Origin of the sequence: Micromonospora sp. ATA51 (genome assembly GCF_016802855.1) — a bacterium.
In the GTDB taxonomy this organism is placed as follows: Bacteria; Actinomycetota; Actinomycetes; order Mycobacteriales; family Micromonosporaceae; genus Micromonospora; species Micromonospora sicca.
The window spans coordinates 1-26,131 of record NZ_JAEVHJ010000043.1; the positions used below are offsets into that span (position 1 = coordinate 1).

28 protein-coding genes and 3 pseudogenes are annotated in these 26,131 nt (G+C 68.7%); 14 read left to right on the forward strand and 17 right to left on the reverse strand.

Features of this window, described 5'->3' with window-relative positions; genetic code table 11:
* The coding region (locus JNW87_RS10100; protein ID WP_375373489.1) for a transposase at positions 1 to 267 on the forward strand (267 nt) is incomplete at its 5' end.
* 292 nt (positions 268 to 559) lie between these two features.
* On the opposite strand, the gene JNW87_RS10105 is transcribed toward JNW87_RS10100, so the two are convergent.
* Positions 560 to 1,132, reverse strand: coding sequence for a CbrC family protein (locus tag JNW87_RS10105; protein WP_238453554.1), 573 nt, complete (start codon positions 1,130 to 1,132; stop codon positions 560 to 562).
* Positions 1,133 to 1,279: 147 nt separating this feature from the next.
* Positions 1,280 to 2,014 (reverse strand): cytidylate kinase family protein, encoded by a 735-nt coding sequence (locus JNW87_RS10110; RefSeq protein ID WP_236648197.1) that lies wholly within the window; start codon positions 2,012 to 2,014, stop codon positions 1,280 to 1,282.
* A 227-nt stretch (positions 2,015 to 2,241) separates the two neighbouring features.
* Here JNW87_RS10110 and JNW87_RS10115 point away from each other — a divergent pair, with 227 nt between their 5' ends.
* A complete protein-coding gene (locus tag JNW87_RS10115) occupies positions 2,242 to 2,712 on the forward strand; it encodes a UPF0158 family protein (RefSeq protein WP_109803808.1) in 471 nt (156 codons plus the stop codon).
* A 212-nt stretch (positions 2,713 to 2,924) separates the two neighbouring features.
* Here JNW87_RS10115 and JNW87_RS10120 read toward each other — a convergent pair.
* The 3 genes and pseudogenes from JNW87_RS10120 to JNW87_RS10130 all read right to left on the reverse strand — a co-directional run bounded on the left by JNW87_RS10120 (position 2,925) and on the right by JNW87_RS10130 (position 5,147).
* Positions 2,925 to 4,165: pseudogene (locus JNW87_RS10120) on the reverse strand (RNA polymerase sigma factor).
* Positions 4,162 to 4,485 carry a YciI family protein gene (locus JNW87_RS10125; protein WP_109799574.1) on the reverse strand — a complete coding sequence of 108 codons (324 nt, stop codon included), beginning with the start codon at positions 4,483 to 4,485 and terminating at the stop codon, positions 4,162 to 4,164. The pseudogene JNW87_RS10120 and the gene JNW87_RS10125 overlap by 4 nt, the downstream one beginning before the upstream one ends.
* A gap of 53 nt (positions 4,486 to 4,538) precedes the next feature.
* Positions 4,539 to 5,147, reverse strand: a complete 609-nt coding sequence (locus JNW87_RS10130; protein ID WP_238453555.1) for a dihydrofolate reductase family protein — start codon at positions 5,145 to 5,147, stop codon at positions 4,539 to 4,541.
* Between the two features lie 388 nt (positions 5,148 to 5,535).
* Between JNW87_RS10130 and JNW87_RS10135 the strand changes: the two genes are divergently transcribed.
* The 4 genes from JNW87_RS10135 to JNW87_RS10150 all read left to right on the forward strand — a co-directional run bounded on the left by JNW87_RS10135 (position 5,536) and on the right by JNW87_RS10150 (position 9,554).
* Positions 5,536 to 6,156 (forward strand): GrpB family protein, encoded by a 621-nt coding sequence (locus tag JNW87_RS10135; protein ID WP_201749667.1) that lies wholly within the window; start codon positions 5,536 to 5,538, stop codon positions 6,154 to 6,156.
* A gap of 196 nt (positions 6,157 to 6,352) precedes the next feature.
* A complete protein-coding gene (locus JNW87_RS10140) occupies positions 6,353 to 8,017 on the forward strand; it encodes a DUF885 domain-containing protein (RefSeq protein ID WP_238453556.1) in 1,665 nt (554 codons plus the stop codon).
* Positions 8,018 to 8,225: 208 nt separating this feature from the next.
* Entirely contained in the window at positions 8,226 to 8,720 is a 495-nt protein-coding gene (locus tag JNW87_RS10145) for a DinB family protein (protein WP_189197145.1), read from the forward strand.
* A 237-nt stretch (positions 8,721 to 8,957) separates the two neighbouring features.
* Positions 8,958 to 9,554, forward strand: coding sequence for a hypothetical protein (locus JNW87_RS10150; RefSeq protein ID WP_109802119.1), 597 nt, complete (start codon positions 8,958 to 8,960; stop codon positions 9,552 to 9,554).
* 90 nt (positions 9,555 to 9,644) lie between these two features.
* On the opposite strand, the gene JNW87_RS10155 is transcribed toward JNW87_RS10150, so the two are convergent.
* Positions 9,645 to 9,872 (reverse strand): hypothetical protein, encoded by a 228-nt coding sequence (locus JNW87_RS10155; protein WP_109802120.1) that lies wholly within the window; start codon positions 9,870 to 9,872, stop codon positions 9,645 to 9,647.
* Between the two features lie 17 nt (positions 9,873 to 9,889).
* Positions 9,890 to 10,243 (reverse strand): hypothetical protein, encoded by a 354-nt coding sequence (locus tag JNW87_RS10160; RefSeq protein ID WP_109802121.1) that lies wholly within the window; start codon positions 10,241 to 10,243, stop codon positions 9,890 to 9,892.
* A 1,165-nt stretch (positions 10,244 to 11,408) separates the two neighbouring features.
* Between JNW87_RS10160 and JNW87_RS10165 the strand changes: the two are divergent.
* The 4 genes and pseudogenes from JNW87_RS10165 to JNW87_RS10180 all read left to right on the forward strand — a co-directional run bounded on the left by JNW87_RS10165 (position 11,409) and on the right by JNW87_RS10180 (position 13,214).
* Positions 11,409 to 11,782, forward strand: a pseudogene (locus JNW87_RS10165) (phage holin family protein).
* Complete coding sequence (locus JNW87_RS10170; protein ID WP_109802123.1) at positions 11,779 to 12,300, forward strand: DUF3618 domain-containing protein; 522 nt, start codon at positions 11,779 to 11,781, stop codon at positions 12,298 to 12,300. The pseudogene JNW87_RS10165 and the gene JNW87_RS10170 overlap by 4 nt, the downstream one beginning before the upstream one ends.
* Before the next feature lie 213 nt (positions 12,301 to 12,513).
* Positions 12,514 to 12,705 (forward strand): PRC-barrel domain-containing protein, encoded by a 192-nt coding sequence (locus tag JNW87_RS10175; RefSeq protein ID WP_161557839.1) that lies wholly within the window; start codon positions 12,514 to 12,516, stop codon positions 12,703 to 12,705.
* Complete coding sequence (locus JNW87_RS10180) at positions 12,687 to 13,214, forward strand: YsnF/AvaK domain-containing protein (RefSeq protein WP_161557840.1); 528 nt, start codon at positions 12,687 to 12,689, stop codon at positions 13,212 to 13,214. Before JNW87_RS10175 ends, JNW87_RS10180 begins: the two co-directional genes overlap by 19 nt.
* Positions 13,215 to 13,488: 274 nt before the next feature.
* Here the strand turns inward: JNW87_RS10180 and JNW87_RS10185 are convergent, their stop codons facing one another.
* The 6 genes from JNW87_RS10185 to JNW87_RS10210 all read right to left on the reverse strand — a co-directional run bounded on the left by JNW87_RS10185 (position 13,489) and on the right by JNW87_RS10210 (position 17,019).
* Positions 13,489 to 13,941, reverse strand: a complete 453-nt coding sequence (locus JNW87_RS10185) for a hypothetical protein (RefSeq protein WP_109802125.1) — start codon at positions 13,939 to 13,941, stop codon at positions 13,489 to 13,491.
* A gap of 3 nt (positions 13,942 to 13,944) precedes the next feature.
* Positions 13,945 to 14,805 (reverse strand): ABC transporter permease, encoded by an 861-nt coding sequence (locus tag JNW87_RS10190; RefSeq protein ID WP_238453557.1) that lies wholly within the window; start codon positions 14,803 to 14,805, stop codon positions 13,945 to 13,947.
* A complete protein-coding gene (locus tag JNW87_RS10195; protein WP_238453558.1) occupies positions 14,802 to 15,758 on the reverse strand; it encodes an ABC transporter ATP-binding protein in 957 nt (318 codons plus the stop codon). The genes JNW87_RS10190 and JNW87_RS10195 overlap by 4 nt, the downstream gene beginning before the upstream one ends.
* 52 nt (positions 15,759 to 15,810) lie before the next feature.
* Positions 15,811 to 16,089 (reverse strand): VTT domain-containing protein, encoded by a 279-nt coding sequence (locus JNW87_RS10200; protein ID WP_309233929.1) that lies wholly within the window; start codon positions 16,087 to 16,089, stop codon positions 15,811 to 15,813.
* An 82-nt stretch (positions 16,090 to 16,171) separates the two neighbouring features.
* Positions 16,172 to 16,414, reverse strand: a complete 243-nt coding sequence (locus tag JNW87_RS10205; protein WP_238453559.1) for a DedA family protein — start codon at positions 16,412 to 16,414, stop codon at positions 16,172 to 16,174.
* Complete coding sequence (locus JNW87_RS10210; RefSeq protein ID WP_238453560.1) at positions 16,411 to 17,019, reverse strand: phosphatase PAP2 family protein; 609 nt, start codon at positions 17,017 to 17,019, stop codon at positions 16,411 to 16,413. The genes JNW87_RS10205 and JNW87_RS10210 overlap by 4 nt, the downstream gene beginning before the upstream one ends.
* A gap of 122 nt (positions 17,020 to 17,141) precedes the next feature.
* Here JNW87_RS10210 and JNW87_RS10215 point away from each other — a divergent pair, with 122 nt between their 5' ends.
* From JNW87_RS10215 to JNW87_RS10230, 4 genes and pseudogenes are all read left to right on the forward strand, one after another.
* Positions 17,142 to 17,819: a response regulator transcription factor gene (locus JNW87_RS10215; RefSeq protein ID WP_109802129.1), complete on the forward strand. Its 678-nt coding sequence runs from the start codon at positions 17,142 to 17,144 to the stop codon at positions 17,817 to 17,819.
* A 61-nt stretch (positions 17,820 to 17,880) separates the two neighbouring features.
* Positions 17,881 to 19,317, forward strand: coding sequence for an ATP-binding protein (locus tag JNW87_RS10220; RefSeq protein ID WP_238453561.1), 1,437 nt, complete (start codon positions 17,881 to 17,883; stop codon positions 19,315 to 19,317).
* Between the two features lie 76 nt (positions 19,318 to 19,393).
* Positions 19,394 to 20,595: pseudogene (locus JNW87_RS10225) on the forward strand (MFS transporter).
* A gap of 407 nt (positions 20,596 to 21,002) precedes the next feature.
* Positions 21,003 to 21,686, forward strand: a complete 684-nt coding sequence (locus JNW87_RS10230) for a DedA family protein (RefSeq protein ID WP_109802132.1) — start codon at positions 21,003 to 21,005, stop codon at positions 21,684 to 21,686.
* 11 nt (positions 21,687 to 21,697) lie between these two features.
* Here the strand turns inward: JNW87_RS10230 and JNW87_RS10235 are convergent, their stop codons facing one another.
* The 4 genes from JNW87_RS10235 to JNW87_RS10250 all read right to left on the reverse strand — a co-directional run bounded on the left by JNW87_RS10235 (position 21,698) and on the right by JNW87_RS10250 (position 26,130).
* Positions 21,698 to 22,690: a KUP/HAK/KT family potassium transporter gene (locus JNW87_RS10235; RefSeq protein ID WP_236647925.1), complete on the reverse strand. Its 993-nt coding sequence runs from the start codon at positions 22,688 to 22,690 to the stop codon at positions 21,698 to 21,700.
* Positions 22,687 to 23,271 carry a replication-relaxation family protein gene (locus JNW87_RS10240; protein WP_109802134.1) on the reverse strand — a complete coding sequence of 195 codons (585 nt, stop codon included), beginning with the start codon at positions 23,269 to 23,271 and terminating at the stop codon, positions 22,687 to 22,689. The genes JNW87_RS10235 and JNW87_RS10240 overlap by 4 nt, the downstream gene beginning before the upstream one ends.
* Before the next feature lie 630 nt (positions 23,272 to 23,901).
* A complete protein-coding gene (locus JNW87_RS10245; RefSeq protein WP_238453562.1) occupies positions 23,902 to 24,837 on the reverse strand; it encodes a CapA family protein in 936 nt (311 codons plus the stop codon).
* A gap of 423 nt (positions 24,838 to 25,260) precedes the next feature.
* Positions 25,261 to 26,130 (reverse strand): SDR family oxidoreductase, encoded by an 870-nt coding sequence (locus JNW87_RS10250; protein ID WP_146231085.1) that lies wholly within the window; start codon positions 26,128 to 26,130, stop codon positions 25,261 to 25,263.
* Position 26,131: the final 1 nt, after the last annotated feature.

A 26,131-nucleotide genomic window follows, 5' to 3' on the forward strand; every position in this document is an offset into this window, starting at 1 on the left:
GAGATGGCCGGACACGCCCGGATCACCGCCGCCGGACTGCCGGTCTACTTCGCCCGCCCGCACTCACCCTGGCAACGTGGCAGCAACGAGAACGCCAACCGGATCCTGCGCGAGTACTTCCCCAAGGGCGTCCCGATCACCTCCGACCCGAAATACCTCGCGATGGTCGCTTCCGAGATCAACAACCGACCGCGTAAGATCCACGGTTGGAAGAAGCCCTCCGAGATATTCACCGAACTCGTCGAGGCGAATGCTTCCACCAGCTGAACCCGCCCCCTATCGACGAACGCTATGACGTGGTCCTGGGCCATGCGCACCCCTCCCGTCGGCGAATCGCGGCGATGGTAGCGCGCGGGTGCGACGCCGCTGTCGTATAGCTGGTCCTCAGTTTGAAAATGGCCCCATGCGGCGAGGAGCATAAGATCGGGACATCGTCGCTAAGATCAAGCATCCGCTTCTGCCGCGATCCGCGCGTCACGCCGTGTAACGGATGGATCGCGGCACTCAGCGCACGGATCTGCCGAAGATAGTGTGTCTGCGTCTCGGCGATAAGGCGCGGTTAGCCGATATCCCAGGACGCGAGGTGAGTCCCGCAATGCAGGCATTGGAACAGATACGCGGTGGGCTCACCGTTGCGGTCGAGCCGGTGCAGGAACTCTTCGGTTTCCTCGGATGACCAGCCGAGTTGCCGGTGGCTCGCGCGAAGCATGTTCAGGGCGTCCGGATGAGTTTCGACATCGCGGTAGCCAGCCGGGCCGAGAAAGGCCGCGCCATCGCCGCAGTGGTAGAGCCATGACTCTTGCTGCCAACCAGTGAAGCCGGGGGTTCGGCGAGTGATCTCCTCGATGACGTGGTGCGGCACGTCGTCAGGCACGTCGACCGCGTCGCTGAACTCGGCAGGCATGTCCAGGATGTCGCTGCCCTCCGTGTCGGCGGCAACGACGCCGAGTGCCCTGGAAGCCTCCCCGGAGTAGATACAGTGCAGGCAAAGACTTTCGGGTTGTCTACCGTAGATCGGTCCCCGGTAGCGAATTTGCCGAAGTTGACCGCAGACGCTGCATTCGTGCTGAACCCGCACCGCCGAGCCCGTGGCCAAGGGATCAGGGTGGTATCGAAACACCGGCTCGGTCACGAGCCCATCATGCCAACTGTTGGTCGCCGCCCCGACGGCGGCTGCTGGTCCCTACCGCCTCGCGCACGCCTTCAGCAGAGTCGGAGGATCGTCGATTTGATGGGTTCGATGTCCCCGTCGGTGCCCTCTTCTGCCGCGGACCGCGCGTCACGGAGCGCAGCCGGCCGTCCAAGGGCGGCGGCGCACCGACGTGCCCAATTGAGTGCGGTCAGCGTGTTGGGATTCCCAGACCGGCTGCTGGGGCTCGTCGTTGTGCACGATGATGTCGACGTGATCGGTCGGGCGGACCGTAGCGAAGTAGAGCTGTTGGGAGGGGATGTAACGCTCGCGCCAGCGCCGTTCGACTTCGGCCCGAGATGACACCCGGCGCTCTCGGATCACGGCACGATCCACGGTCTTCTCGAGCGCGGTCGACACGAAGATGCGCAGATCCCACCGATCAATCAGTTCCGGGCGCATGAGGAAGACGCCGTCGAAGACCAGTACGGCGTCGGCGGGGGCAGTCGTGACCGGCGGGGACAGCGCGGTATCCGCTGTGCGGTCGTAGACCGCGTGTTGGAAGCGTCGATCTCCGCCTGGGCCGAGCGGATCGAGCAGAACCCGGTTCAGCGCGTCGTAGTTGTGGGTGTCGAGGTAGCAGCCTTCGGCCGAGTACTCGCCGCGTGGATAGCGCTGTGCCCGGGGGAAGAGGAAATCGTCGATCGTCGCGCGGATGACGTGGCGGCCCTGTGTGCGCAAGGCGACGGCCAGTTCGTCGGCGAGCGTGGTCTTGCCTGCGGCGGGCGGTCCGTCGATGGCAACCCGCGTCGGGCGTGCGACTGTGACGGACCCGACTGCCTCAGCCAGGCGGCCGAGCAGCTCGTCGCGGGTGCCTTGGTCCATGTCGGGCCCCGTCCTAGTCTCGCGAAGGCCGGCGGTCGAGCCGACCTTACGCGCGCCAGCCTTCTCGCGCCCACTCCCCGAGTGAGTGAGATTGCCGCATGCGGAAGTGGCTGCGGTCACGGCGCAAACAGGCTGTCATGCTAGCGCTGCTCGCTCGGTCTAGCGTGACCGGTCATGCCGCTGGTCACGGGTCGAAGCGCGGGCAGGAGCGGGTTTATGGTGGCCGCATGCTTGACCTGGGCAGGCTAGACCTGGAGGAGATCGCCACCGCGCTCGAGGACCAGACCGACTACGAGCACCGATGGCTGATCAACCCGCAGACCGGCGAGATCGTGTTCTGGACGACGGACGGCGGCATCGACGGGCACACGCCCGTCGACCTTGACGACCTCGACCTGGTCGGTATTGATCCGCTGCCGTCCTACGTCTGGTACCAGGACATGGCCGACTTTGCCGAGAGGATCAGTGATGCGGCGGCCGGCCGCAGACTCGCGCGAGCGATCCAGGGCAAGGGCGCCTTCCGGCGGTTCAAGAACGAGTTGCATGCGGAGTATCCGCACCTACTGCCAGCGTGGTACGCCTTCCGCGGCGTGCGCGCAAAGCGGCGGGCTGTTGAATGGCTGGTCGACAACTCGCTGGTCGACGACGAAACGGGCGAGCGTTTCGTGGCCGAGCACCCAGATCCCGACCTTCCCTGAGCTGGCGCCCGCGCCGCGCGACTTCCTGCACCACGAACGAACACATGTGCCGCATCCGTGGCGCTGACCTTCGTCGGTGAGCAACCGGATCTGCCGATGACAGTGCAGTGCCGACCGTAGAAGCTGACGATCTCATGCGGGTATCGGGCCGATCTGATTGCGTCGGGGCCGGCCGCCGCTGCGCGCGGGGTTTCGATCGGGATTCGTGGGCGCTACCGCAGTTGGTCGCGGCGGCGGGTCAGGTTGGCGGTCTGGGCGGTGTTGCCGGCCAGCTCGATGGCTTTGTCGTAGGCCGCGCGCGACTGCTGACTTTGGCCCAGCCGGCGCAGCAGGTCGGCGCGGGTCGCGTGGTAGGCGTGATAGCCGGCCAGCTTGTCCTCAAGACGGTCGACGGCCGCCAGTGCCACCTGCGGGCCGTCGAGCTCGGCGACCGCGATGGCCCGGTTGAGGGCGATGATCGGCGAGGAGTCGAGGTGGACGAGTTGGTCGTAGAGGGCGACGACCTGCGACCAGTCGGTGTCGCGGATGTCGCGGGCGGAGGTGTGCACGGCGTTGATCGCTGCGAGGATCTGGTAGCGGCCCGGAGCCACCCCGGCGGCGGCAGCGGCGAGGCGCTCGCGCACGAGCCGGTGACCCTCGGCGATCAGCGCCGTGTCCCAGGCCCCACGGTCCTGCTCGTCGAGGGTGACCAGTTCGCCGCTGGCCGAGACCCGGGCGGGGCGGCGGGCCTCGATGAGCAGCATCAGCGCCAGCAGCCCGGCCACCTCACCGTCCTCCGGCAGCAGAGCGCGGATCAGGCGAGTGAGCCGGATCGCCTCGGCGGTCAGGTCCTGACGTACGGGATCGGTGTCGGGGCCGGTCGCCAGGTAGCCCTCGTTGAAGACGAGATACAGCACGGCGAGTACGCCGGAGACGCGGGCCGGGAGATCCTCCGCGGACGGCACCCGATAAGGGATCCGAGCCGCTTTGATCTTGGCCTTGGCGCGGGTGATCCGCTGCTCCAAGGTGGTCTCCTGCACCAGGAAGGCGCGGGCGATCTCGGGCACGGTCAGGCCGCCGAGCATGCGCAGTGTCAGCGCCACGCGGGCTTCCATCGCCAGCGCCGGGTGACAGCAGGTGAAGATCAGCCGCAGCCGGTCGTCGTCGATGGCGCCGAGAGGCTCGGGCGGGTCGTCGTCGTACACCATCTGAGCCTCCTTGTGCTTGTCGTCGCGTTTGTTCTCGCGCCGGATCCGGTCGATGGCCTTGCGGTTGGCGGTGGTGGTCAGCCAGGCGCCGGGGTTGGGGGGCACGCCGTCGGCCGGCCACCGCTGCACGGCGGTCGCGAACGCCTCGGCCGCCGCCTCCTCGGCGATGTCGAGGTCACCGAACCGCCTGGTCAGCGAGGCGACCACCCGGGCCACTCCTCGTGGTGGGCCCGGGTGACCGCCTCGCGGACGTCGACCCTGTTCACAGGAAGGGCCGCACCTCGACCTTCCGATCGCAGACCTTCGACGCCTCGGTGGCGAGCTTGAGCGCCACATCCAGATCGGGGGCCTCCCACACCCAGACGCCGGCGAGGTACTCCTTCGACTCCACGAAAGGCCCGTCGCTGAACACCGCCTGCTCGCCCCGGTTGTCGATGACCGTGGCCGCGGTGGTGTCTGCGAGTCCGCCCGCGAAAACCCAGTAGCCCTCGGCGATCAGTCGTTCGTTGAACGCGCTGATGGCAGGCTGCCTGTCCGTGCTGCCGGGATTGCTCTTGTCATCGATCACGGAAACCAGGTACTGCATCTGAAGATCATCTCCTGTGGTGTTGAGACAGCGTGGTTCGGCGGTCAGGGACTTCAGGCCGTTGCATACCGCGGGCGCCCGGCCGGCCGGTAGACCTGGATCGACACGCCCTTCGAGTCGACCCGCGACTCGACCAGGTCGAGCGCAAGATCCGGACCGGTCTCCGGGAACAGCCTCGCGCCCTGGCCGAGGATCACCGGGATCACGATCAGAATCATCTCGTCGACCAGATCGTTCTCCAGCAGCCACCGGGTCAGGGCGCCACTGCCGTGCACCTGCAGCTCACCCTCGGGCTTGGCCTTCAGCTCACTGATGGCCGCCGCGAGGTCACCGCGGAGAACGGTCGTGTCCTCCCAACGCGGCGCGGTGAGCGTGGTCGAGGCAACGTACTTGGGGGCCTCGTTCAAGGCCACGCCGATGGGATGTGCGCGCATCTGGTCGATTGATCCCCAGGAGCCGGCGAACAACTCGTAGGTGCGCCGGCCGAACAGGAACGCGTCGGCGCGCTGGTAGGTCTGCGTGATGAACGTCCTGGTCTCGTCGTCACCCGCCCCCCGGGCCCATCCGCCGCGCTCGAATCCGTTCCTGCGGTCATCCGACGCGGCGCCGTTTCCCTGCATCACTCCATCGAGGGTGACCTGGGTCATGGTCGTCAGCTTCATGATCGCGGTTCCTTCACCTTGGCGCCGCCCCTTGCGGGCGGCCTCACCCCTGCTACGAACACCACCGCCCCGAACCGACACCCCCTCCCGGACTTCTTTGAAGAATTTTCCGGGACGCCGGTCGTCATCGCTCCGACAACACGACAGTTTCGCAGCGACTGCGCTTCGCCTCCTCAAGCACGCCCAGCGCGGACAAGCTCCTGGACCAGATCGACCGATCACGAAGATCCTGACTAGTCGTCCGCACATGCCGCGATCCGCGCGTGGCGGAGCGTGGCGGCGACCGCTACCGCTCGGCATCCTGATCTGCCGATGAGCGGACGAACCGGCTCGCTTCAGCGATCCCCGTGTCGTATCCTGGCCGACTTCTATTCTTCCGGAGGTTGGGTTGGCTGAGTACCCGCAGGAAGTCATACAGCGCTTCCATGCCACCCCTGAGCAAATAGCTGCCGGCCTGGTAGAAGAGCCTCCAAGGAGCTGGCAGTCCATCGTCGTCGAGGACTACGACCCGGCTTGGGCTGATCGATACGCTGCTGTCAGCTCCCTACTCAAGGAGGCCCTGGGCGACCTGGTCCTCAACACCGAACACGTAGGATCCACATCGGTGCCGGGTTTGGCAGCCAAGCCCATCATCGACATCGACCTCCTACTTGAAGACACCACGGACGAGTCCCGCTACATCCCCGCCCTTGAAGGGATCGGGTACCGACTCGTTCTCCGACAGCCGTGGTGGCACGGGCATAGGATGCTGGTTGGCCCTGCGGAAGACATCAATCTTCACGTTTGGCCGCGGGACGCGCCCGAACCGATAAGGCACAGGCTCTTCCGGGACTGGCTGCGCTCGCATCCAGAAGACCGGGAGCTCTACGCCGCGACCAAGCGGCGCCTCGCGCGGGATACCGCCCATCGAACCAGCGACTACAGCCTGGCGAAGAACGACGTCATCGATCAGATCTATGCGCGCATCTTCGCGACAGCCAGCGAGCGACCCCAACCTGACCCCGATTGATGGCAACTCGCACGCGCTCGGACCAGGCATCCGGATTTGCCGCGGACCGTGCGCTGCGGAGCGTCACGATCGCTTGAGCCATCCGCCGTCCGGTCGTGCCGATGAGCGGAAGTTGTCAGATGGTTCTGAACCGCTTGCCGCGATCGATGCAGGCTCGCACCACCGCAGCTAGGGCAAGGCCCTAGCATTGCCCCCCATGATCGAGGACTTCGCGGATCGGCTCCTGTGCGACGTGGCCGGTCTCGACCCCTGCACAGCGGTCGTCGAGGCTGGCGAGCAGGATGTCGACGGGCTGACCGACTACGGCCCGGAGGGCCACCAGGCCCGCACCGATCTCGCGGCCCGCGCCCTGCGCGAGCTCGAGATCTTGGGTGATGTACTGCCGGCCGCGACCCCGCTGCACGCCCACCTCGCCGAACGGCTGCATGCGCGTATCGCCTTCCATGACGCCGGGGAGGACCTGCGCGAACTGCACGCGGCGGCCACCGGTCCGCTCCAGCTCATCCGCCAGGCCGTCGAGGCCGCGGTTCCCGGCCGCGGCGCCGAGGGCGCGGCCTACGAGGAGGGCTGGGCTCGTGTCGGCGCGCGCCTGGCCGCGATCCCCGCGGCCCTGGACGGGTATGCCCGCAGCCTCTTACTTGCCGCGGAGCGCGGCAATTTGCCGGCGCGGCGTCAAGTGGAGCTCGTGACGCAGCGCTGCCGCAACTGGATCGACGACGATGTCGCCCTGGTGGATCGCTACGGCGTGGGGCGTCAGCGGGCGTCGTTGCAGGCCGCAGCGACGGGCGCGCGAGAGGCGTACCAGAAACTGGCCGAGATGCTGACCTCGGACCTAGCACCGCGGGCCGTTGATGAGGAAGCGTTCGGGCAGCAGCGGTACGCACTCTGGGTGCGCACCTTCCTCGCGGCCCAGCCTGACCTGCGCGAGCTGTACGACTGGGGCTGGGACGAGTTCAGCGCGATCGAGGCAGAGCTGATCGCGGAAGCGAAGGCCCTGGGCGGGAGTGTGCCAGAGGTGCTCGCCTGGCTCGCCGGCCCCGACGCGCCCGGCACGCTGCACAGCAGGGAGGCGTTCGCCGCGTGGCTGCAGGAGCTGTTGGAGGCCGCCACCGAGCGACTGGACGGCGTGTACTTCGACATCCCCGCCCCGCTGCGGCGCATCGAGTCGCGGTTGACCACGTCGTCCGGCATTGCCTACACCGGGCCGTCGCGGGACCTGACGCGGCCGGGCCGGGTCTGGTGGTCCCTCCCCGAGGACGCAGCGAGTTTCCCCACCTGGTACGCCTACAGCACCGCCTATCACGAGGGCGTTCCCGGCCACCACCTCCACCTCGGCTCCGAGGTCTGCCGGGGAGGCCTCGGGCAGCGGCTGAACCTGCTCGGCGGCCTCTCCGGCAGCCAGGAGGGCTGGGCACTGTACGCCGAGCGGTTCATGGACGAGCTCGGGCTCTATGAACAGCCGGGTGCTCGACTGGGGTATCTATATATGCAGCTGCTGCGGGCGGCACGGGTTGTGGTCGACATCGGCCTGCACCTGCGGCTGCCGATGCCGTCTGGTGACAGAGCATTGTGGACACCGGATGCTGCGCTGAAGCTGCTGCGGGACCGCTGTCACCAGGGGCCGTACGCGTCCGCCGAGCTCGCGCGTTACCTGGGCCGGCCAGGGCAGGCGCTGGCCTACAAGGTGGGTGAGCGGGTGTGGCTGGCAGGCCGCTCGTCCTTCCCCGGCGACCGGCGCGCATTCCATCGTCAGGCCCTGGAGCTGGGTTCGCTGGGCTTGGATCAGTTGACGGCCGCCCTCCAGGGTGACCGCGCACCACTCGTGCACCGCGGTGAAACAAGCCAGGGACCGCGCTTGTAGCTGCACGTCCTCGACGTCCGACCAGTCTGAACCAGGGCCAGACTTAACAGCGCGTACGACCTTGGTATATCAACACGGTCATGGTCTATTTCCACGTCCGGATCTGCCGCACTGCGCGCGCTCGTGCCGATGAGCGGGCGTCTGGTCGGTACCGCACGGATGACGTCCCCGCCTGCCTCTCCCGGATGACAGTACGTAAGGTCAGGGCATGATCGAATCCCAACGCGAAGCCGTACCGCGCAACGACGGTGGCGAGCTCGACACCACCCTCGCCTTCTTGTCCTTCGCTCGATCATGCGTGCTGAAGAAGGTCGCCGGCTTGAACGAGGAGCAGCTGCGGCGCCGCCTGGTCGTCTCCGACACCACACTGCTGGGCCTGGTCCAGCACCTGACCGACGCCGAACGGTACTGGTTCGGCTACACGTTCGCCGGCGACCCGCGCTACGCCGACGTCGACTTCGACATGGTGGTCGAGCCGGACCGGTCCCCGGAACAGATCATCGCCGGCTACCGGACCGCGATCGCCGACAGCGACGCCCACATCATCGCAGCCGCTGGCCCCGACCTCCTCACCGCGCAGCCGGTCGGTGACGCGCCTCGTACGCTTCGCTGGGTGCTCGCCCACATGACGAGCGAGACCATCCGGCATGCCGGTCACGCCGACATCCTGCGAGAGCTCATCGACGGTGCCACCGGCCGGTAGGAGATCGCGACTCGGAGCCGTACCCCATCCGGTGCAACGCAGCCCCGTCGAGCACTCGGAGACCAGCAACGGCCCGAAGGGTCGGCAAGGTGACGGTGAGGAACGCACGGATCTGCCGCGATGCGCGCGTTCAGCCCCGCTCCCGCAACGTCCGACTTTGCCGATGAGCGGACGTTTGGTTCTGGGGTGTGCCGGTAGGGTCCGCCCGTGGATCCGTCATGGGTTGAAGCTGGAGCCGTGTTCCTGTGGCCGGACCGCGACGGGCTGATGCGTGCACTCGTACACGACGGTGCTGTCGTCATGTACGACGCCTGGTGGTCGCATTTGGGCAACTGGGGACTGGCGGACCTTCAGAAGATCAAGCAGGGGCGTGTCAGCTACTACGTCGTGCACAGTTCCGTGTTGGCGGAGAAGGCAACGTTCGTGCGGTCGGAGCCGTTGGCGGCCGACGAGCGGGCGGTCCATCGTCCTGACCTCCCGTTCGCCGTCGCGCAGAGCGCCAGGCTGTCTTGGCCGGCCGAGGTGTCGCAGACACCGGCCTGGGCTGCCGAGTTCCGCGCCACCACCGGCCGCCCGGACGGTGCAGGGTTGCAGACGCCTGAGGTGTACCTGTGCCCGTTCGGTCCCAAAGGCGGCTCGAAGGCTGGTGTCCACGTGCGAGCGGACAACGGGACCTCCTTTACCGCCGAGGAATTGATACGGAAGGCCGCTACCATCCAGGCGCCGCACGTCGGGGATGCAGTGCCGGTGCATGGAGTCGGGATCTACCGACTGGGACTGCAGCGCGGTGTCCCTGCCTTCTACCTGTGGGGTGCCGAGAGCAGGATGCTGTGATTCCGTCCGGCTGCGTCGTCGAGCCCGCGCTCTCATGCCGCGTCGCGCGCGACCAAGCCGACTTTGCTGGTAGACGACACCTGCTCGCGGTCAGGTGCTATAGAGCCCGTCCCACGGCTCGGAGAACCCGAGACCGTCTGGGTACAACTCAACCCAGTCGCCCCGCTCGACATCGGATTCGTCGATCAGACCGAACGTGACACCATCGTAGAGCATGTGAAACGGCCGGATCGAGATGTCGGTGAGCTGGCGGTCAGACAGCTGATCGAGCAGTGCCGTCAGGCGGCGCTCAGCCTGCTCGCCGAGTTCGCCTCGCAAGTTCGGTGCGATGCCGATCAGCGAAATCTCGGATCTGCGGTGACGCCCGTCAGCGTCGAAGAGATGTAGGTAGGCATACCATCGGATGCGTTCCCGGCCCATGTCAGGCTCGTGATCGTCATCGCGGCGGGCGCCGTGCACTGCCGCGCTGCAATCTGGTAAAGCCCGTGGTGCGGATGCCCGCGGAAGCGGCTGGTGGACCACCGGTAGGCGGTGCGCAACGCGCGATCGAGGCGTAGCAGCGGGAAGAGATGACCGGACATGTCCTCGACCGCCACCTCGAGGTCAGGATTGCGCTGACGAAGCAGACGGCCGATGGCCTCGGCTGCCCGCATGTGGCCGTGTCCGAACGGCGCGCCGACGACGAGCACTCTTTGTATTTCCCTGCCAGCCACCCTCGGCTTCCCCCGCCACCGTATGCCGCCGGCCGTCTCGGCCCGAGGGATCCTGGTGCACGGACGCGACCCCCCTCGGCGTGGTCTTCAATGACTCACTTGCGATACCGGCCAGTTTTTCCGGTGTCCGGCCCCGTACCCCCGGATCGTTTCGGCGTATACCTGACCGTGCGGCAACGCCCGGAGCCGAGCTCCGACTCTGGCGGGCTGCCCTGATGCTTCCGACCCTGCCGGCGCAGTCCGACTTGCGCAGGTGGATCACAGCGACCGCGAGAGGGTCCTGGCCAGCGGATCGGCCATCGCGACGCCGACGCCGCTCTCGCCGGTCTCGCCGGTCACGGAGGGGCGGGCAATGCCGTTTCGGCGATGAGCGTCAGCCGTTTCCGTGCCAGTGGAGGTGTTGCGGGTAGAGAATGGGCGGGTGCGGGGCGTTTTGGCCGAAAAGAGCTGATGGGTGGGATCGCCTATAGCGGTGGGGGCGGTGGCGGTCGTTGGACGAGGGGTCAACGGTGCGACGAGGACGCCTCAAACCCGCTCAGGCGCGTGTTGATCGAGTTCTCCGTCGGATCGCTGCGGCACGCGAGGGACTGGCTTGCAAAATCGGTGGACGATCATGAGGAGGCGGAACATGTAAAGGCGACCGCGCTTGTCGCGCAAGCGTTGGCCGGTGATGGCCGGGGTCTTCGCGGCCGGTGCCGTTGTAGGGGCAGCAGGTGCGACAGCGATAGGGCGTTCAAAGGGGTGGCACCGTGACGATCCGTTCAGCACCGCCGCCGACCGGGGCGGCGATTCCATGCTGGCGTCGACTCGCACTGATGCGGCGCCGAACGACGCGGGTGTGAGGATGCCGGATGTGACGGTGCCGCCGCTGAGCGCGGCTGACGGAAGCAGCGCGACCGTCTCTCCGGCGGGCCGCGTCTGAAGCCCCCGGCTTCTGCCGTTCACAGAGCCGTGCCAGTCGGGGCGGTTGGGGCGACGTGGCGCGGCGACCCAGGAGGTCATCGGTGGGTGGCGTCTCGGGTGCGCCTGCAGCGAGAGATCTGGCGAGGCCCAGCGGTGCGTTGATGGGAAAGGATGAGGTTATGGGGGATGGTGCGGACGGCAGCCCACCCAAAAGCGCTGCCGAGACGCGACGTCGGAGTTGGTACAGCGGGCCGCTGAGCAGATCTCTCGACTGGTTCGTCAGGAGTTGACAGCGGCCGCGCGGAGATGACTGCGAAGGGCAAGCGCGTGGGCGTCGGCGCCGGTTTGTTCGGCGGTGGCGGGGCGCTGGCGTTGTACGGCGGTGGTGCGCTTGTCGCCGCGTTCGTGTTGGTCCTCGGTGAGGTCATGCCGGCGTGGGTGGCGGCGCTCGTCGTCGGGGTCGTATTGCTTGTGATCGCCGGGCTGCTGGCGCTCTCGGGGAAGAAGCGGGTGAGCAAGGCGATGCCCCCGGTTCCGAAGGCGGCTGTGGACAGTGTTCGTGCCGACGCTGATGTGGTGCGCGACGCGGCGAAGAATCGGGGACGGGGATGAGCACGGAGAGCGGGGGCGGGGACGCGGGCGCGGGGCGTGAGGAGATCCAGAAGACGCGGGCGGACCTCGATAAAACTGTTCAGGCGTTGGCGGCCAAGGCTGATGTGAAAGCACGGGGGCAGGAGGCGGCCGCGCAGGTTACGAACCGCGTCCGGGAACAGGCGGTACAGGCCCCACAAGCGGTACGTGGAAAAGCTGTAGGGGTGACTAGGGCCGTGAGCCAACGGACGATGCAGCGCACCACGGCCATGGGGCGCAAGGCCCTCCAGAGCCCGGTTGGCCAGAAGGCCATGAGCAGCATGAAGCTGGCAGGCCGAAAAGCCGCCCAGAGAGCCCGGGCAGTAGGCCAGAAAGGTGCGAGCAGCGCCAAGGTGATGCGCACCTCGGCGTACCAGGTGAGGAGTCAACGGAAACCCGCCGTGTTGACCGCCCTCGCCGCCGCCGCGGGGGTTGCCGTTTTGGTGATCCAACGCAACCGGCGAAAGGGCAGGGTCCGCCAATGGCGGGTCTACCCGTGACGCAAGTAAGGCAGGAAGCCGCGGAGCCGGAACCCACCCCCACGCCCTACGGGCTCGCGGCAGCGGTGCCCGTATGCCCCAGGTCGACCGCGAGTGCCCTCGGTGACCGTTATGCCCGACCAGCCGCCGTCCGGATCAGGTAGGGACCGGGCGGGGAATGGCGCGCGGATGTCGTCGGGTACGCGAGCGGTAACGGCCGAGAGGAGGATGACGATGCAACTCACCGAACAGCAGGTGCGTTCGTTGTACGGCAAGGACGTCCAGGACCAGTCGGGTGCCAAGATCGGCAGTGTCGATCAGGTATGGGCCACTTCGGGCTACCCGGCCTGGGTGAGCGTGCAAACCGGTGGTCGCCAGGAGCCGATGGCCCGCTGGGGAACGCGCAGATGCAGGACGGGCGGCTGAAGGTCGTCTACGACAAGGCAACCGTCCAGAAGGCCCCGAGCGTGCCGCCTGGCGCCAATACTCCGCTCAACGCTGAGCAGACCGCGCAGCTGTACGCGCACTACCGGATGCAGTCGCAGCAGGCCCCGCAAAGCCGCGAGGAACTGATCCGCTCCGAGGAACGGCTGCGAGTGGGCACGGAAAGCCAGCCCGCCGGCAAGGCGGTACTTTGCAAGAACGTGGTCACCGAGAACGTGCACACGACCGTGCCGGTCGAGCACGACGAGGTGTACGTCGAGCGCGAGCCCATCACCGCCGCGGACGCGGGCAGCGTTCGTGCCGACATGGGTGAGGCGCAGCAGGAGATGCAGCTGCGCGCCGAACGTCCCGTGGTGGCCAAGGACCGGGTGCCGGTCGAGCGGGTCCGCCTGGCCAAGAACGAGGTGGTCGAGGACCGGCCGATCGACGAGCAGGTCCGCCACGAGGAGGTCGCGGCGAACATCCCGGAGCCCAGCCGCCGCCGGCGGTGACGGGCGGGCCCTTGAGGGCTGTAGGTGCGTGCTCATCGGGGGCGGGCGGGTAATCGTGACCCGCCCGCCCATCCGGCTGCCACATTGCTATGCGCTGTATGCCCACCCTTGAGCGCCGCAGATCGTCTCGGCCTTCGCGCGGCCTTGGACCTGGCGGGCAGCCGTCCTGCTCTGTTCCTGCACGGCGGATGCGCTACCCGCGGCCGTGGACTTGACCGACTGCGCAGCTTGTTGTGCCGGCTCGGTCAGGGCCGGTCTCGGGTCTCCTGGCGGCTCAGTGGTCGGGGTCGAAGGCGCCGTCGAATTCGAACACGGGGTTGGGGACGTCGTGGCCGTGGCTGTCGGTGAGGGTTGCCTGGCCGATGAGTTTCGAGGGTCCGCCGGCGACGTAGGTGGCGTCGGCCTTGGCCTGCACCTCGAACTTGCCGTCCTGTGGCTGCCCGTGGTCGTCAGTGAAGTGGATCATGCAGATCCAGTCGGGGCCGGGGCCGACGTCGGCGACCTCGGGGCCGCCGCGGTCGCAGGCGGCGGATGCGCCGATGCCTGCGACGGTGACGCCAGGCTCGCCGAGCAGGTCCGCCCGCTGGACGTAGAGGTTGGCGAAGGCGGGCCCGATGGCGCGTTCGAGGCGGGTCTTGGTGACGTCGGGCTGGCCGCAGCCGGCCAGCGAGGCGGCGGCGGCAACCGCGAGGCCGGCGGCCAGGACGGAAGTGCGCAGGGGGTTCATCGGTCAGCCTCCGGTGATGTCGCGACGACGCAGGTAGGGGTAGGCGAGGGCGAGACAGATGATCAGCCAGCCGGCGCTCACGATCGCGCCGGTGGTGATCGGGGCGTGGAAGGGATGCGCGGTGAGCAGCCCGTGCCAGGCCTCGAACGGCGTGGTGAGCAGGATCTGGCGTGCCTTGTTGAGTCCGCCCAGGCCGCTGAGCAGCTGCATGATCATCCCGAGGACGACGGGCGCGGCGACGCCGATCGTCGGGTTGCGGGTGATGACCGACAGCAGGATCGCCAGCGCGGTGAAGCCGAGGACCGGCGGGACGGCGGTGGCCCAGCTCGCGATGACGATGGGTAGCGCGCTGCCGGCGGGGATGAGCTGGCCGCTCAGCCCGGGCAGCGGTTGGGTGCCGACGACGAGCAGGCTGGTGGTGATGGTGCTGGCGGCGAGCAGTGCGAGCACGAGCAGGTTGACGCCGACCGCGGTGAGCGTCTTGGCCCAGAAGACCTGCGTGCGGCTGACGGAGCGGGTGAGGATGGTCTTCCAGGTGCCGTACTGGTCCTCGTTGGCGAAGATGTCACCGGCGACGAGGGCGGCGAGCAGGGGAAGCACCCACTGGTGGGCGAAGGCGAGCACGAACAGCGGTACGGCGTAGCCGCTGGTGTGGATGTGCCGGCCGTAGATGGTGTCCTTGGGCGGTAGCTGGGTGTTGAAGATCAGAACGATCGCGATCGGAACGATGATCGCGCCGATCAGCAGGGCGCGGCTGCGGGCCTGGGCGGCCACCTTTGTGATTTCCCAGCGCAGCACCGAGGCGGTGCCGGGCCGGCGGCGGGCGGTGGGCGTGCCGGCGGGTACGGCGGTGGTGGTGGTCATCGGCGGGCTCCGGTCGGGGCGTCGAGGCCGGTGGTCGGGCCGGCGGGGGCGGATTCGGTGAGCATGAAGAACAGCGCCTCCAGCGGTGTCTCGTCCCGGGTGAGGCCGCGCAGCGCGATCCCGCCGTCGACGATGTCGCCGATCAGCCCGTCGACGTCCTTCTGGGGTCCACGGACGGCCAGCCCGTCATCCACCGGGCTGACCTCCAGCCCGCGGGCCCGGGCCAGTTCGGCGGCCCGGTCGTCGTCGGTGGTGGTGATCCGGTGGGCCTGCTCTGGGGCCAGCTCGCGTAGCGCTGCGATGGAGCCGTGGTGCACGACCGAGCCGGCCTTCATGATGGTGACGTTGTCGCAGATCTGCTCGACCTCGGCCATGTCGTGGCTGGAGAGCAGGACGGTGAGGCCGGTGTCGGCGAGATGTCGGACCAGGGCTCGCATGTCGCGAATGCCGGAGGGGTCCAGGCCGTTGGCGGGCTCGTCCAGCACCAGCAGTCGCGGGTCCCGCAGCAGGGCCGAGGCGACCCCCAGGCGCTGGCGCATGCCGAAGGAGTAGCCGCGGACCTTGTCGTGCTGCCGGTCGGTCAGCCCGACGACGTCGAGCACCTCGTTGATGCGGGCGGCGGCGTCACCGCCGTCGAGGCCGGCGAGCAGGCGCAGGTTCCTGCGGCCGCTCAACGCGGGATAGAACTTCGGGCTCTCGAGGAAACCAGCGACGCCGGTCAGCGAATTGACGCCGTGGCGCTGCCAGGAGCGGCCGAAGACCTCCAGGGTGCCGGCGTCGGGGCGGATCAGCCCGAACAGCATCCGCAGGAACGTGGTCTTGCCTGCGCCGTTGGGGCCGAGGACCCCGTACACCTCGCCTTGGGCGACCTGCACGGTGATGTCGTCGACGGCCGTAAGGGGACCGTAGGTTTTGGTGAGGTTGACGGCGTTGACCGCCAGCACATCGCTCATGGCCCGGACGCTAAAGATCGCACATGAAGCCAGCATGAAACGAGCCGGCGTGTCAGGGACGCTCACTCCTACGGGTCAGCCGCCACCCGACGTAGGCCAGTGCGGCGAATGCTCCGGCGGCGACCGCGTACCACTGGTAGCGGTGCAGCTCCGCCTCGATGGCGCGCAGGTGGTCCCCGGCGAAGTAGCCAGCGCTGGCCCACACGCCTACCCAAGCAGCGGCGCCGAGGGCGTTGGCGGTGACGAAGCGTCGCCACGGCATGCCGGTGGCCCCGGCGATGACCCCGTTGAACTGCCGCAGGCCCTCGACGAAACGGGCGACCGCGACGATTTTCGCCCGTGGCGGCTCATCACCGCCTCGAGCCGTTCGAACCGGTCCGGGGTCAGGCGCACGTACCGGCCGTGCCGCAGAATCATCCGCCGCCGCCGGTGCGGCCGATCAGGTAGCCGATGCTGTCCCCGGTCATCGCGGCCAGGAACGCGGTGAACGCGACCGCGACGATGGCCAGCTCGCCGTGCGCGGCGTATCCGGCGCCGAGGATGATCGCCGTCTCGCCCGGCGCGGGCATGCCGAAGCCTTCCACCCCGACGAGTAGGGCGATCCCGAGATAGCCGTGCTGTGCGACCAGGCTGGTGAGGGAACCGGCGATGGTCACGGGCGCGCCGGGGAGGACTGGTGGGCGCCCGCAGTGCCGCCGGGCCGCAGCAGGGGCCGCAGCAGGGTGTGGTCCAGCCGGTCCAGAGCGGCGCCGATCGGGCGGCGGGCGATCAGGTAGCCGAGGAGAGTCACGGCGGCGCCGACCGCGAAGCCGGCCAGCACGTCGGACGGGTAGTGGGCGCCGATGTAGATCCGGGCGAAGCCCATCACCCCGGCGGTGGGCGCGGCCAGCAGGCCGAGCCGCCAGCTGACCAGCAGAAGGCCGGCCGCGACGGCGCCGGCCATGGTGGCGTGGTCCGACGGGAACGACGGGTCGGTGCTTCGGTCGGCCAGCACCAGGATGCCGGGCAAGGTCGTGTAGGGGCGGGGTTCGTGCACGGCGGACACGATCAGCTGGTTCCCCGCCACGGCGAGTAGCATGCCGAGCGGCGCCCAGACGGCCGCCGGCAGTCCGGCGCCGCGCTGTCGGGCGGTCCACCAGCCGGCCAGCAGCAGAACGGCGAAGAGCACCACACCGTACTTCGCGTAGTCGGCCAGCGGGGCGTGCAACCATGGCGTCGCCCGGGCCAGGTCGTTGATCTGCAGGAAGAGCCGGGTGTTCATGCTGTCCCTCCGCCGTCCGGATCGAGGTGCCGACGGTAGGCAGCCGGACATGAAGCCCAGATGAAGATCACCGACGGTGTGTTGCACTAGGCAGCCGGGACGACCCGAAGGGAGGGAGCCGGGTGCGGATCCTGGTGGTGGAGGACGAGCGGCGGCTGGCCAACCTGCTCGCCCAGGGACTCCGCGAAGCCGGACACGCGGTCGACATCCGGCACACCGGCCCCGAAGGGCTGCTCGCCGCGGCCACCGGCGCGTACGACACGGTGGTGCTCGACATCATGCTGCCCGGGCTCGACGGCACGGCCGTCTGCCGGACCTTGCGCGAGCAGGGAAACCACGTACCGGTGCTGATGCTCACCGCCCGCAACGGCGTCCCCGACCGGGTCGCCGGCCTCGACGCCGGCGCCGATGACTACCTGGCCAAGCCGTTCTCCTTCGACGAACTCCTCGCCCGGCTGCGCGCCCTGCACCGCCGGGCTGCCGGCCCGCCAGCGGCCGAGGTCCGCGCGGGTGACCTGCGGCTCGACCCCGCACGGCGGCGGGTGTTCCGCGGCGAGACGGAGATCGACCTGTCCGCGCGGGAGTTCGACATCCTCACCCTGCTGCTCACCCGCGCCGGGCAGTGCCTGACCCGTTACCAGATCCTCGACGAGGTGTGGGACGGCGAAACGGACATCCGCTCCAATGTCATCGACGTGCACGTCGCCACCCTGCGCGGGAAGGTCGACAAACCGTTCGGCCGGCACGCCATCGAAACCCTGCGCGGCGTCGGCTACCGCCTACGTCCCGACGGGGGCTGACATGCCAGGTCTGCCTCTCCGCCGCCGTGCCCGTACCGCATCGGGCGGTGGCGACCGGGCGGTGTTGGGGCGCCTGCCACTGCGGATCCGGCTGATCGCCGGCTTCGCCGCCGCGATGCTGCTGGTCCTCTCTGGTGCCGGCGCGTTCGTCTACCTCCGCGTCCAATACGCCCTCGACCTGCGCCTCGACCAGGACCTCGCCGCCCAGTCGGCGCAGCTGACCGACCTCGTCCGCGCCCGCGGCCCGCTACCCGCCGCTGGACGGGCCGGGCCGGGGGAGTACTACCAGATCCTCGACGCCGGAAACCATGTCCTGTCCGCCAGCTCCGGCCTGCCCGCCGGATCCCTGCTCACCCCCGAGCAGCTCCAGCGGGCCCTGCGGCATCCGGTCCGGGCCGACCGCGGCACCCTGCTGCCGATCAGCACCCGCCCCCTGCGCCTGTCCGCGGTACCCGTGCGCCCCGGCGCCACCCCGGCGGCCGGGCAACCCGCGGTCACCGTCGCCGCAGTCCGCCGCGACCAACGCGACGAGGCACTGCGGGAACTCATCGGCCAACTCACCCTCGCCAACCTCGCCGCCCTCGCCATCGCCTCCCTGGTCGGCTACCGCCTCGCCCGCGCCGCCCTCGCCCCCGTCGAGCGGTACCGCAGCGAAGCCGCCCGCATCGCCGCCGGCGCCACCGATGTCCGGCTGGCCGTACCCGAGCGGTCCGACGACGAGGTGACCCGCCTCGGGCGCACCCTCAACGACATGCTCGCGGCGCTGGAGTCGGCGTTGGACCGGGAGCGGCGGTTCATCAACGACGCCAGCCACGAACTGCGCACCCCGCTGACCCTGCTGTCCACCGAGTTGGAACTGGCCCTGCGCCGACCCCGCAGCGCCACCGAACTCGAACAGACCCTGCGCAGCGCCGCCGCCGACACCGCCCACCTGATCTCGCTGGCCGACACCCTGCTCGACGTCGGCGTGCAACCCGTCCACGGCGACACCGCCCCCGAGGTGGACCTCAGCGAACTGCTGACCGGCCTCGTCGGCCGGTACCGGGCCACGACCGGGGAAGCCGTGCACGCCACGGTCGCGGTCGGCCTGACCGTCCGGGGAGACGCCACCGGCCTCGGGCGGGTCGTCACGAACCTGCTCGACAACGCCGTCCGGTACGGCGCTCCACCCATCACCGTCGCCGCCGGCCTCGTCGACGGACTGATCAGGGTCACCGTCCACGACGACGGGCCCGGCATGAGCCCACAGTTCCTGCCGCACGCCGCCGAACGGTTCTGCCGCGCCGACACCGCCCGCACCACACCCGGCACCGGCCTGGGCCTGTCCCTCGTCGAGGCCATCGTCCGCGCGCACCATGGCGAGCTGCGGATCTGCTCCGCCGGGGTACACCACCGCACGGACAGCCGATTCGACCTGCCCTGCGACCACCCGACCACCGGCACCACGATCACCCTGCTGCTGCCGTCAACGGCCGACTCGAGGAGTGAACGTGCCTAGCGTCCCTACCGGCCTGGCCGACCCCATCGGCGAAGACGCCATCAGGACGCCGCCGGACTGGTCGGCGTGGCGAGTGGTGGTCAGCTTCGGCGTGGTCAGCCTCGCCGCCGACATGGTTTACGAAGGCGCGCGGTCCATCACCGGACCGCTCCTGGGTGCTCTCGGCGCGTCGGCGATGGTCGTCGGTCTGGTCGCCGGCGCCGGGGAGGCCATGTCGCTGCTGCTGCGCCTGGCCTTCGGCCCTCTCGCGGACCGCACCGGCCGGTACTGGTCGCTGACCCTGGCCGGCTACACCCTCACCGCGATCTGCGTCCCCCTCCTGGCCGTGGCCCCCTTCCTCGGCGGCGCCGGCCTGGCGCTGGCCTGCGGCCTGATCCTCACCGAGCGCGCCGGGAAGGCGGTCCGTAGCCCGGCCAAGACAGCGCTGCTCGCCCAGGCCGCCGGCGCCGTCGGACGCGGCCGCGGATTCGCCGTGCACAAGGCCCTCGACCAGGTGGGCGCGTTCGCCGGCCCCCTGCTGGTCGCGGGGCTTGTCGCCGCCACCGGGCTGATCTGGCCGGCGATGGCGGCCCTCGCTGTCCCCGGCGCCATGGCCGTGGGCCTGCTGCTCTGGACCCGTCTGCGCGTACCCGACCCGCCGGATACGACACCGACCCGCCGGCTCCCGCCACCGTTGCCGGCCCCCGGCCGGGCCCGGTCGGTTCCTGGCTCGGCACCGACCTGCCCCGCCGGTTTTTCCTGTTCGCCGCCGCGGCCGGCGCCGCCACCGCCGGGCTGGTCACGTTCGGGATCATCTCGTTCCACGCCAACCGCACCGGCCTGATCCCCCTCGCCAGCATCCCCCTGCTGTACGCCGCCGCCATGGCCGCCGCGGCCGTCGCCGCCCTGGCCAGCGGCTACCTGTACGACCGGTGGGGCGGACGGGTGCTGCTCGCCGTGCCCCTGCTCAGCGCCGCCGTACCCGCCCTGGCCCTGTCCGGGACCGTCGGCGCGGTCGTGGCCGGCACCCTGCTCTGGGGCGCCGCCGTCGGCGTGCAGGACTCCACCGTCAAAGCCCTCGTGGCCGACCTCGTCCCGGCGGCGCGCCGCGCCACCGCCTACGGCGTCTTCGCCGCCGTGCAGGGCGTTGCCGCACTGGCCGGCGGCGGTTTGGTCGGTGCCCTGTACACCCGGTCACTGCCCACCTTGATCGCGGTCCTCGGCGCGACCCAACTTCTCGCCATGAGCATGTTCGCCGCCACCCTCACCAATCGCCGAACCTCCTCGCCGCACAGCTAGCACAGGCGTGTTTCACCGCGCTGTCTTCACGCCGAAGCTGCCTCGTCGTCGACGCCGACTTTCAGCGTCGTCGCCGCCCACGAGATCAGGTGTCCGGGAAACAGAAACCGGGGGACGATCAGGCCGCTTTCGCGGTCGGTGTGTTTCTGTCCTGGCGCTGGGGGTAGCGCTGTCTGTGGTGTCCACCGTCATCGTTCGCGAGGGTCGACAGGTCTGCACTGTCCGGCATACATCGTCGCCGGCGCGGTCATCGGGGTGGGCAGCCGTGCTGATCGTCGTGTCCGGCTGGAGCGTGATCGACCGGTGGTCACCGTCGCTGGCCGGGCATCGCTCAAGCGGCCGCTGACCGAACCCGCGTCAGCCCTTCCCGGACAGGCTCCCCGCCCCACTGGTTCGGAGGTCCCCTCGTGTCGACGCCGCTGGCCCTGCCGGCCGTAAGTCCCAGCTTCCTCAACCCGGAGTGGTTGATCTCCACATTCGGGCTGATCGGCATCCTCGCCATCGTCTTCGCCGAGTCCGGGCTGCTGATCGGGTTCTTCCTCCCCGGTGACTCGCTGCTGTTCACCGCCGGGCTGCTCGTCGCCGACCGCCGCTACCTCCACCAGCCGCTCTGGCTGGTCTGCCTGCTGGTGCCGGTGGCCGCGATCGTGGGTGATCAGGTGGGTTACCTGTTCGGCAAGCGGGTCGGTCCGAGCCTGTTCCGCCGGCCCGACTCCCGTCTGTTCAAGCAAGAGAACGTGCGCCGGGCCAACCAATTCTTCGCCCGGTACGGAGCCCGATCGGTGGTACTGGCCCGGCTCGTGCCGATTGTGCGGACGTTCACGCCGATCATCGCCGGGGCGAGTCGGATGCACTACCGGAAATTCTTGATCTACAACGTCCTCGGCGGGGCGCTCTGGGGCGTCGGCGTCACTGTGCTGGGCTACTTCCTGGGTCAGATCGCCTTCGTCAAGTCCAACATCGAGTTCATCCTGATCGGGATCGTGGTGGTCTCCGTGCTGCCCATCGGCATCCAGCTGCTCCGAACTCGCCGAACCGCCCGCACAACGGAGGATGCGCCGAACCAGGCGGCAGCGCAGGAGCGCCTCTGATCGGCCCTGATTCAGACGGGGACTTCAGCGCTGAGGACGATGGTGCGTTCCTCGGGCAGGTGAAGGAACTCAGCTTGACTCGCCGCGTTGTGGGCGAGGCCGATGAACAGGCGTTTCCGCCAGGTGGCCATACCGGGGCGACGGGTGCAACGCAGGGTGATCCTCGAGACGAAGTAGGAGACCTGGCCGAGGTCCATCCCTTCGGCGAGGGGGTGGGTGGCGGCGCGGCGCAGAACCTCGGGAAAGTCGGTGGGGTCCTGGAACCCGAAGACGGCAGTGATGTGGATGATGCCGTCGTTCGGGTCGCCGAGATCGTCGATGGTCAGTCGCTGATCCCAAGGGATGTGTGGGACGTTCGCGGTGCGACCGGTGATGAGGACGATTCGCTCGTGCCGGACGTGGTTGTGCGCGACGTTCGCGCGCAGTGCCAGCGGCGTGGTCTCCTTGTTCGGGTGGGGGAACACCGCGGTGCCCGGCACCCACGGGATGTTCATGGCGTGCAGCTTGTCGATGAAGTCCCGTAGTGGGCCTTCCAGTTCGATGCGTCGCGGGGTGACCAGCTGGGCTCCGCGCCGCCAGGTCACCAGGATCGTGAACAGGATGATCGCGATGAGCAGGTTCAACCAGCCACCGTGGCTGACCTTGGCCAGGTTCGCGGTGAAGAAGATCAGCTCGATGCTGCCGAAGACGACCCCGAACAGCACCACCCGCCGAGTGGACCAGCGCCACAACCCGTGTGCGACGACCAGGAACAGGGTCGTGGTGATCAGGAATGTGCCGGTGACCGCCACCCCGTAAGCGGCGGCGAGATTCGTGGATGATTGGAACGCGAACACCACCAGCAGGACCGCCGCGAACAGGCTCCAGTTGACCCCGGGGGCATAGATCTGCCCGTACTCGCGGTGGGAGGTCTGCCGGATGCGCAGGTGCGGCAGGAAGCCCAGCCGCATGGCCTCCCGGGACACCGAGAACGCCCCGGTGATCACCGCCTGGGACGCGATCACGGTGGCCACGGTGGCCAGGACGACCATCGGCAGCCGCGCCCAGCCCGGTAGCAGATCTCGGCGAAGGCGTACGCGGCGGCGGTGTGCTGCTCGGACCACCACCTCAGCAGGCGGGCGTGCGGGTCGGGGCGGGTGTAGGCGTGCAGGTCGACGAAGAGCTGGTTGGTGCCGAGCAGGTGCCGCAGGCGGGGGCTGCCGATGATGCGTTCGGTGCGTTCGATGCTGCTGCGCGGCGGCCTGGCGTCGGCCCGCTGCGGGTCGGTGTAGGTGGTGGGGTGCACGAGCATGCCGAATGGGCCGAGGGTGTAGAGGTGCTGGCTGTCGCCGGTGGTGACGTCGACGAACCGGTGCACGGCGTCGATGCGGTGCAGGGTGGCCAGGCGTAGCCGGGCTGAGCGCTGCGACGGGAACAGCGCCTGGGTGATCTGGGCGGTGGACAGCACGTAGTGCTCGGCGAGCCACGCGAGGAGCTCACGGTCGCGCAGGGTCAGCCGACGCAGCTGAGACAGTCGCTGAGATTTGCTGGACGGAGTTCGGGACGAGGATGGACGGGACGCGGGAGTGGAGGATTCGCTGGTCATGAGGGATCTCCTCAGGGAGTAGAAGGAAGGGATCCCTCCCGTGGGGAGGGAGTCTGGAACTGTCGCCGCCGATGACGTTGGGCGGTCACGGGCGGTGTGCTGCGCTGACAGCCGCATCCGGGCGCCTGTCAGCGGCGCGGGGTGGTGAGAGGTGGTGAAGGCGCGGTGAAGCCGCGGCGGAAGGCGTCACGGAAACCTTGTAATCCACCGCTACAGCGCCATGTGGTTCGGACGGTCTTCAGATGGCCCCACCCAGACGGCCAAGACTGGCCCTACCAACAAGTGGGCACTACCTCCGCAAAACGTGACGCTCCGTCACGTCAACTCGGTCAGCGCCAGACAGGTTGAAGGGGCCATCGCGCGGAAAGCGCCAGTTGAGGACGTCGGCAGAAACGTCTACATGCTGCCGACGCCCGTACCGGCAGTGCGTCCGATGGTTCTGCGCGGCAAACTCCGCGGGTGTGAGCAAGGATTCGGCAGGCCCAGCCCATGCGCCCCGAACGCGCCGCCATAAGCCGTTCAAGATCGTCCGGTTGGCTGCACAAGGGCCGCTCAAGCCGATTACAAGATCATCGCCAGAACCCGGCATCTCCACTGGAGTACCGCCAGCATGATGCGGTAGTACCGGGGTCATCCGCCGGGTTGGGCCGAGGCAGATCCCGTCGCGGCGAGTCCGGCGCAGGCGCGTAGGTTGTTGTACTTCTGGGAGATCCGGGTCGCGTCTTTCCCGCGGGCCAGCTCTGGTTGTCCGGTTTGTCGGGAGATCAGCGCCGGCACCAGTTCTGCCTTTTCGACCGCCGAGCCGTGTAGGGCCACCTTTAGCACGCCGGTATCGTTGCTGTACGCGTCGTCGCTGCGCCACAGGAAGTTGCCCAGTCCATATTGGACGAAGGTGTTGCCGATCCGACCGTCGCCGAGTAACAGGTGGGCATGGGCACCGACAATGATATTGGCTCCCGCCGTGGCCAACTCACCGGCGAGTGCGCGCGCCTCGGCGGTCGGGCACGAGTCGCCCTCCTGGCCCCAGTGCATGTAGACGACGACAACGTCGGCCTGCTTCCGAGCGGCCTGCACTGCCGCGACCGCGCGTGGTAGGTCCCGTGCCATCGCGATGCCGGCCTGGTTGTCGGTTGCCTTCCACGACGTCCACAGTTCGAAGACCTGGCTGAAGCCGAGGAACGCGATCTTCGTACCGCGTATCTCGGTGATCCACGGAGCGAACGCCGCTGCCGCGTTGTCGCCCGCTCCAACGGTCGGAAACCGGGCGGCCTTGGCCGCATCCACGGTGTCGGCCAGCCCGACCCGTCCGTAGTCCAGTGTGTGATTGTTCGCGATCGTCACCACGTCGATCCCGGCCGCCTTCAGCGCGTCGTACGCGCTCACTGGCGCCCGAAAGTGAAATTGTTTCGGCTCCGGGGTGCCGCGCGTCGTGACCGCGGTCTCCAGGTTGACCATCGCGACGTCTGCGGCGGACAGCGTCGACGAGATCGCCCCGAACGCGGTCGCCGGGTTACTAAGGAGGCGAGCTGTACGGTCGGCGAATTGCACGTCGCCCGCGAAGGCCAACGTGATCTCGGCAGCTCCAGCCGGCGACCGGGACGCCGCAACCGTGGCGGAGTGGGCGGGCGGTGTTGACGCGGTATCGCACGCGGTCAGCGCCAGGGTAGTCCCCAACGCAACGGAGAGTCGTGACCATTTCACTGTCGGTAGTGTACGGCTGACCCGCCTGATCCGGGTCTGCTTGGCTGAGGTCGGCTGAAAATTCCGCACGCTGGGGCATTACAGATACTGCCGCACGTCAGCGTCGAGATCGGCGAGGCTGCGGTGGCTGGACCTGCGCAGCTTGCGGCTGGTCAGCTCGGCGAACCACCGCTCCATACGCCCTCTCTTGCCGCGATGAGCGCGGTCATGCCGATGATCGGACGTCGAGGTTGTATCCACCGCAAGGGTGCGACGCTTTCGGAGCGACGCGGTCGCGTTTCTCCGTCGTCAACCCGCTGCGGGCAGGCCGACGAGGTCGGCGCTGACCTGCCAAAGGCGTGCGGCAGTAGCCTCGTCGTAGCTGCGTTTGGACGACCTCTGCGGTCCGCCCTTCGTGAGGTACAGCCCCGTCCGGCCTTGGAGGGCTGGCGCGGAGGCGAGCTGGATCGAGGTCGCGGCGCCTCGTGCCGGTGATGCCATGAACGCGCGCAGGAAGGGGACGAGCAGGCGTTGGGATCGGCTGGGGTCCTCGGCTCCGAACGACGTGCTCACGAGGCCAGGGTGGAGAGCATTGGCAGTGACGTCGCCAGCCGAGAGCCTGCGGGCGAGCTCGTAGGTGAACAGGACGTTCGCGAGTTTCGACTGGTTGTAGGCGCGTGCTCCGGAGTAGGAGCGCTCACCTTGGAGATCGTCAAAGTCGATGCGACCGAGTCTCTGGGCGTTCGATGCGACGGACACTACGCGGGACGGGGCGCTCCGCCTCAGCTGGTCGAGCAACAGGTTGGTGAGCAGAAAGGGCGCCAGGTGGTTTACCGCGAAGGTGTGCTCGAGACCGTCGGGGGTGATCCTCCGGGTGTTCCAGTAGCCCCCGACATTGTTGACGAGGACATCGATCCGGGGAAGGCACTCTAGCGCCTCGTCCGCCAACCGTCGGACCTCTGCCTGCGAGGACAGGTCAGCGACGAAAGAGTCCACCTGTCCGCCGACTGCGCGGACCTCACCGGCCGCCGCCTCCGTGCGCACGCGGTCGCGACCGGTGATCGCGACGCGCGCACCCAGACGGGCCAGGCCCAGGGCCGTCGCTTTGCCGATGCCTCGGGTCGCGCCGGTGACCAGCACCGTCCTGCCGGCCATCAGACCCTTGTCGGTCAGCACCATG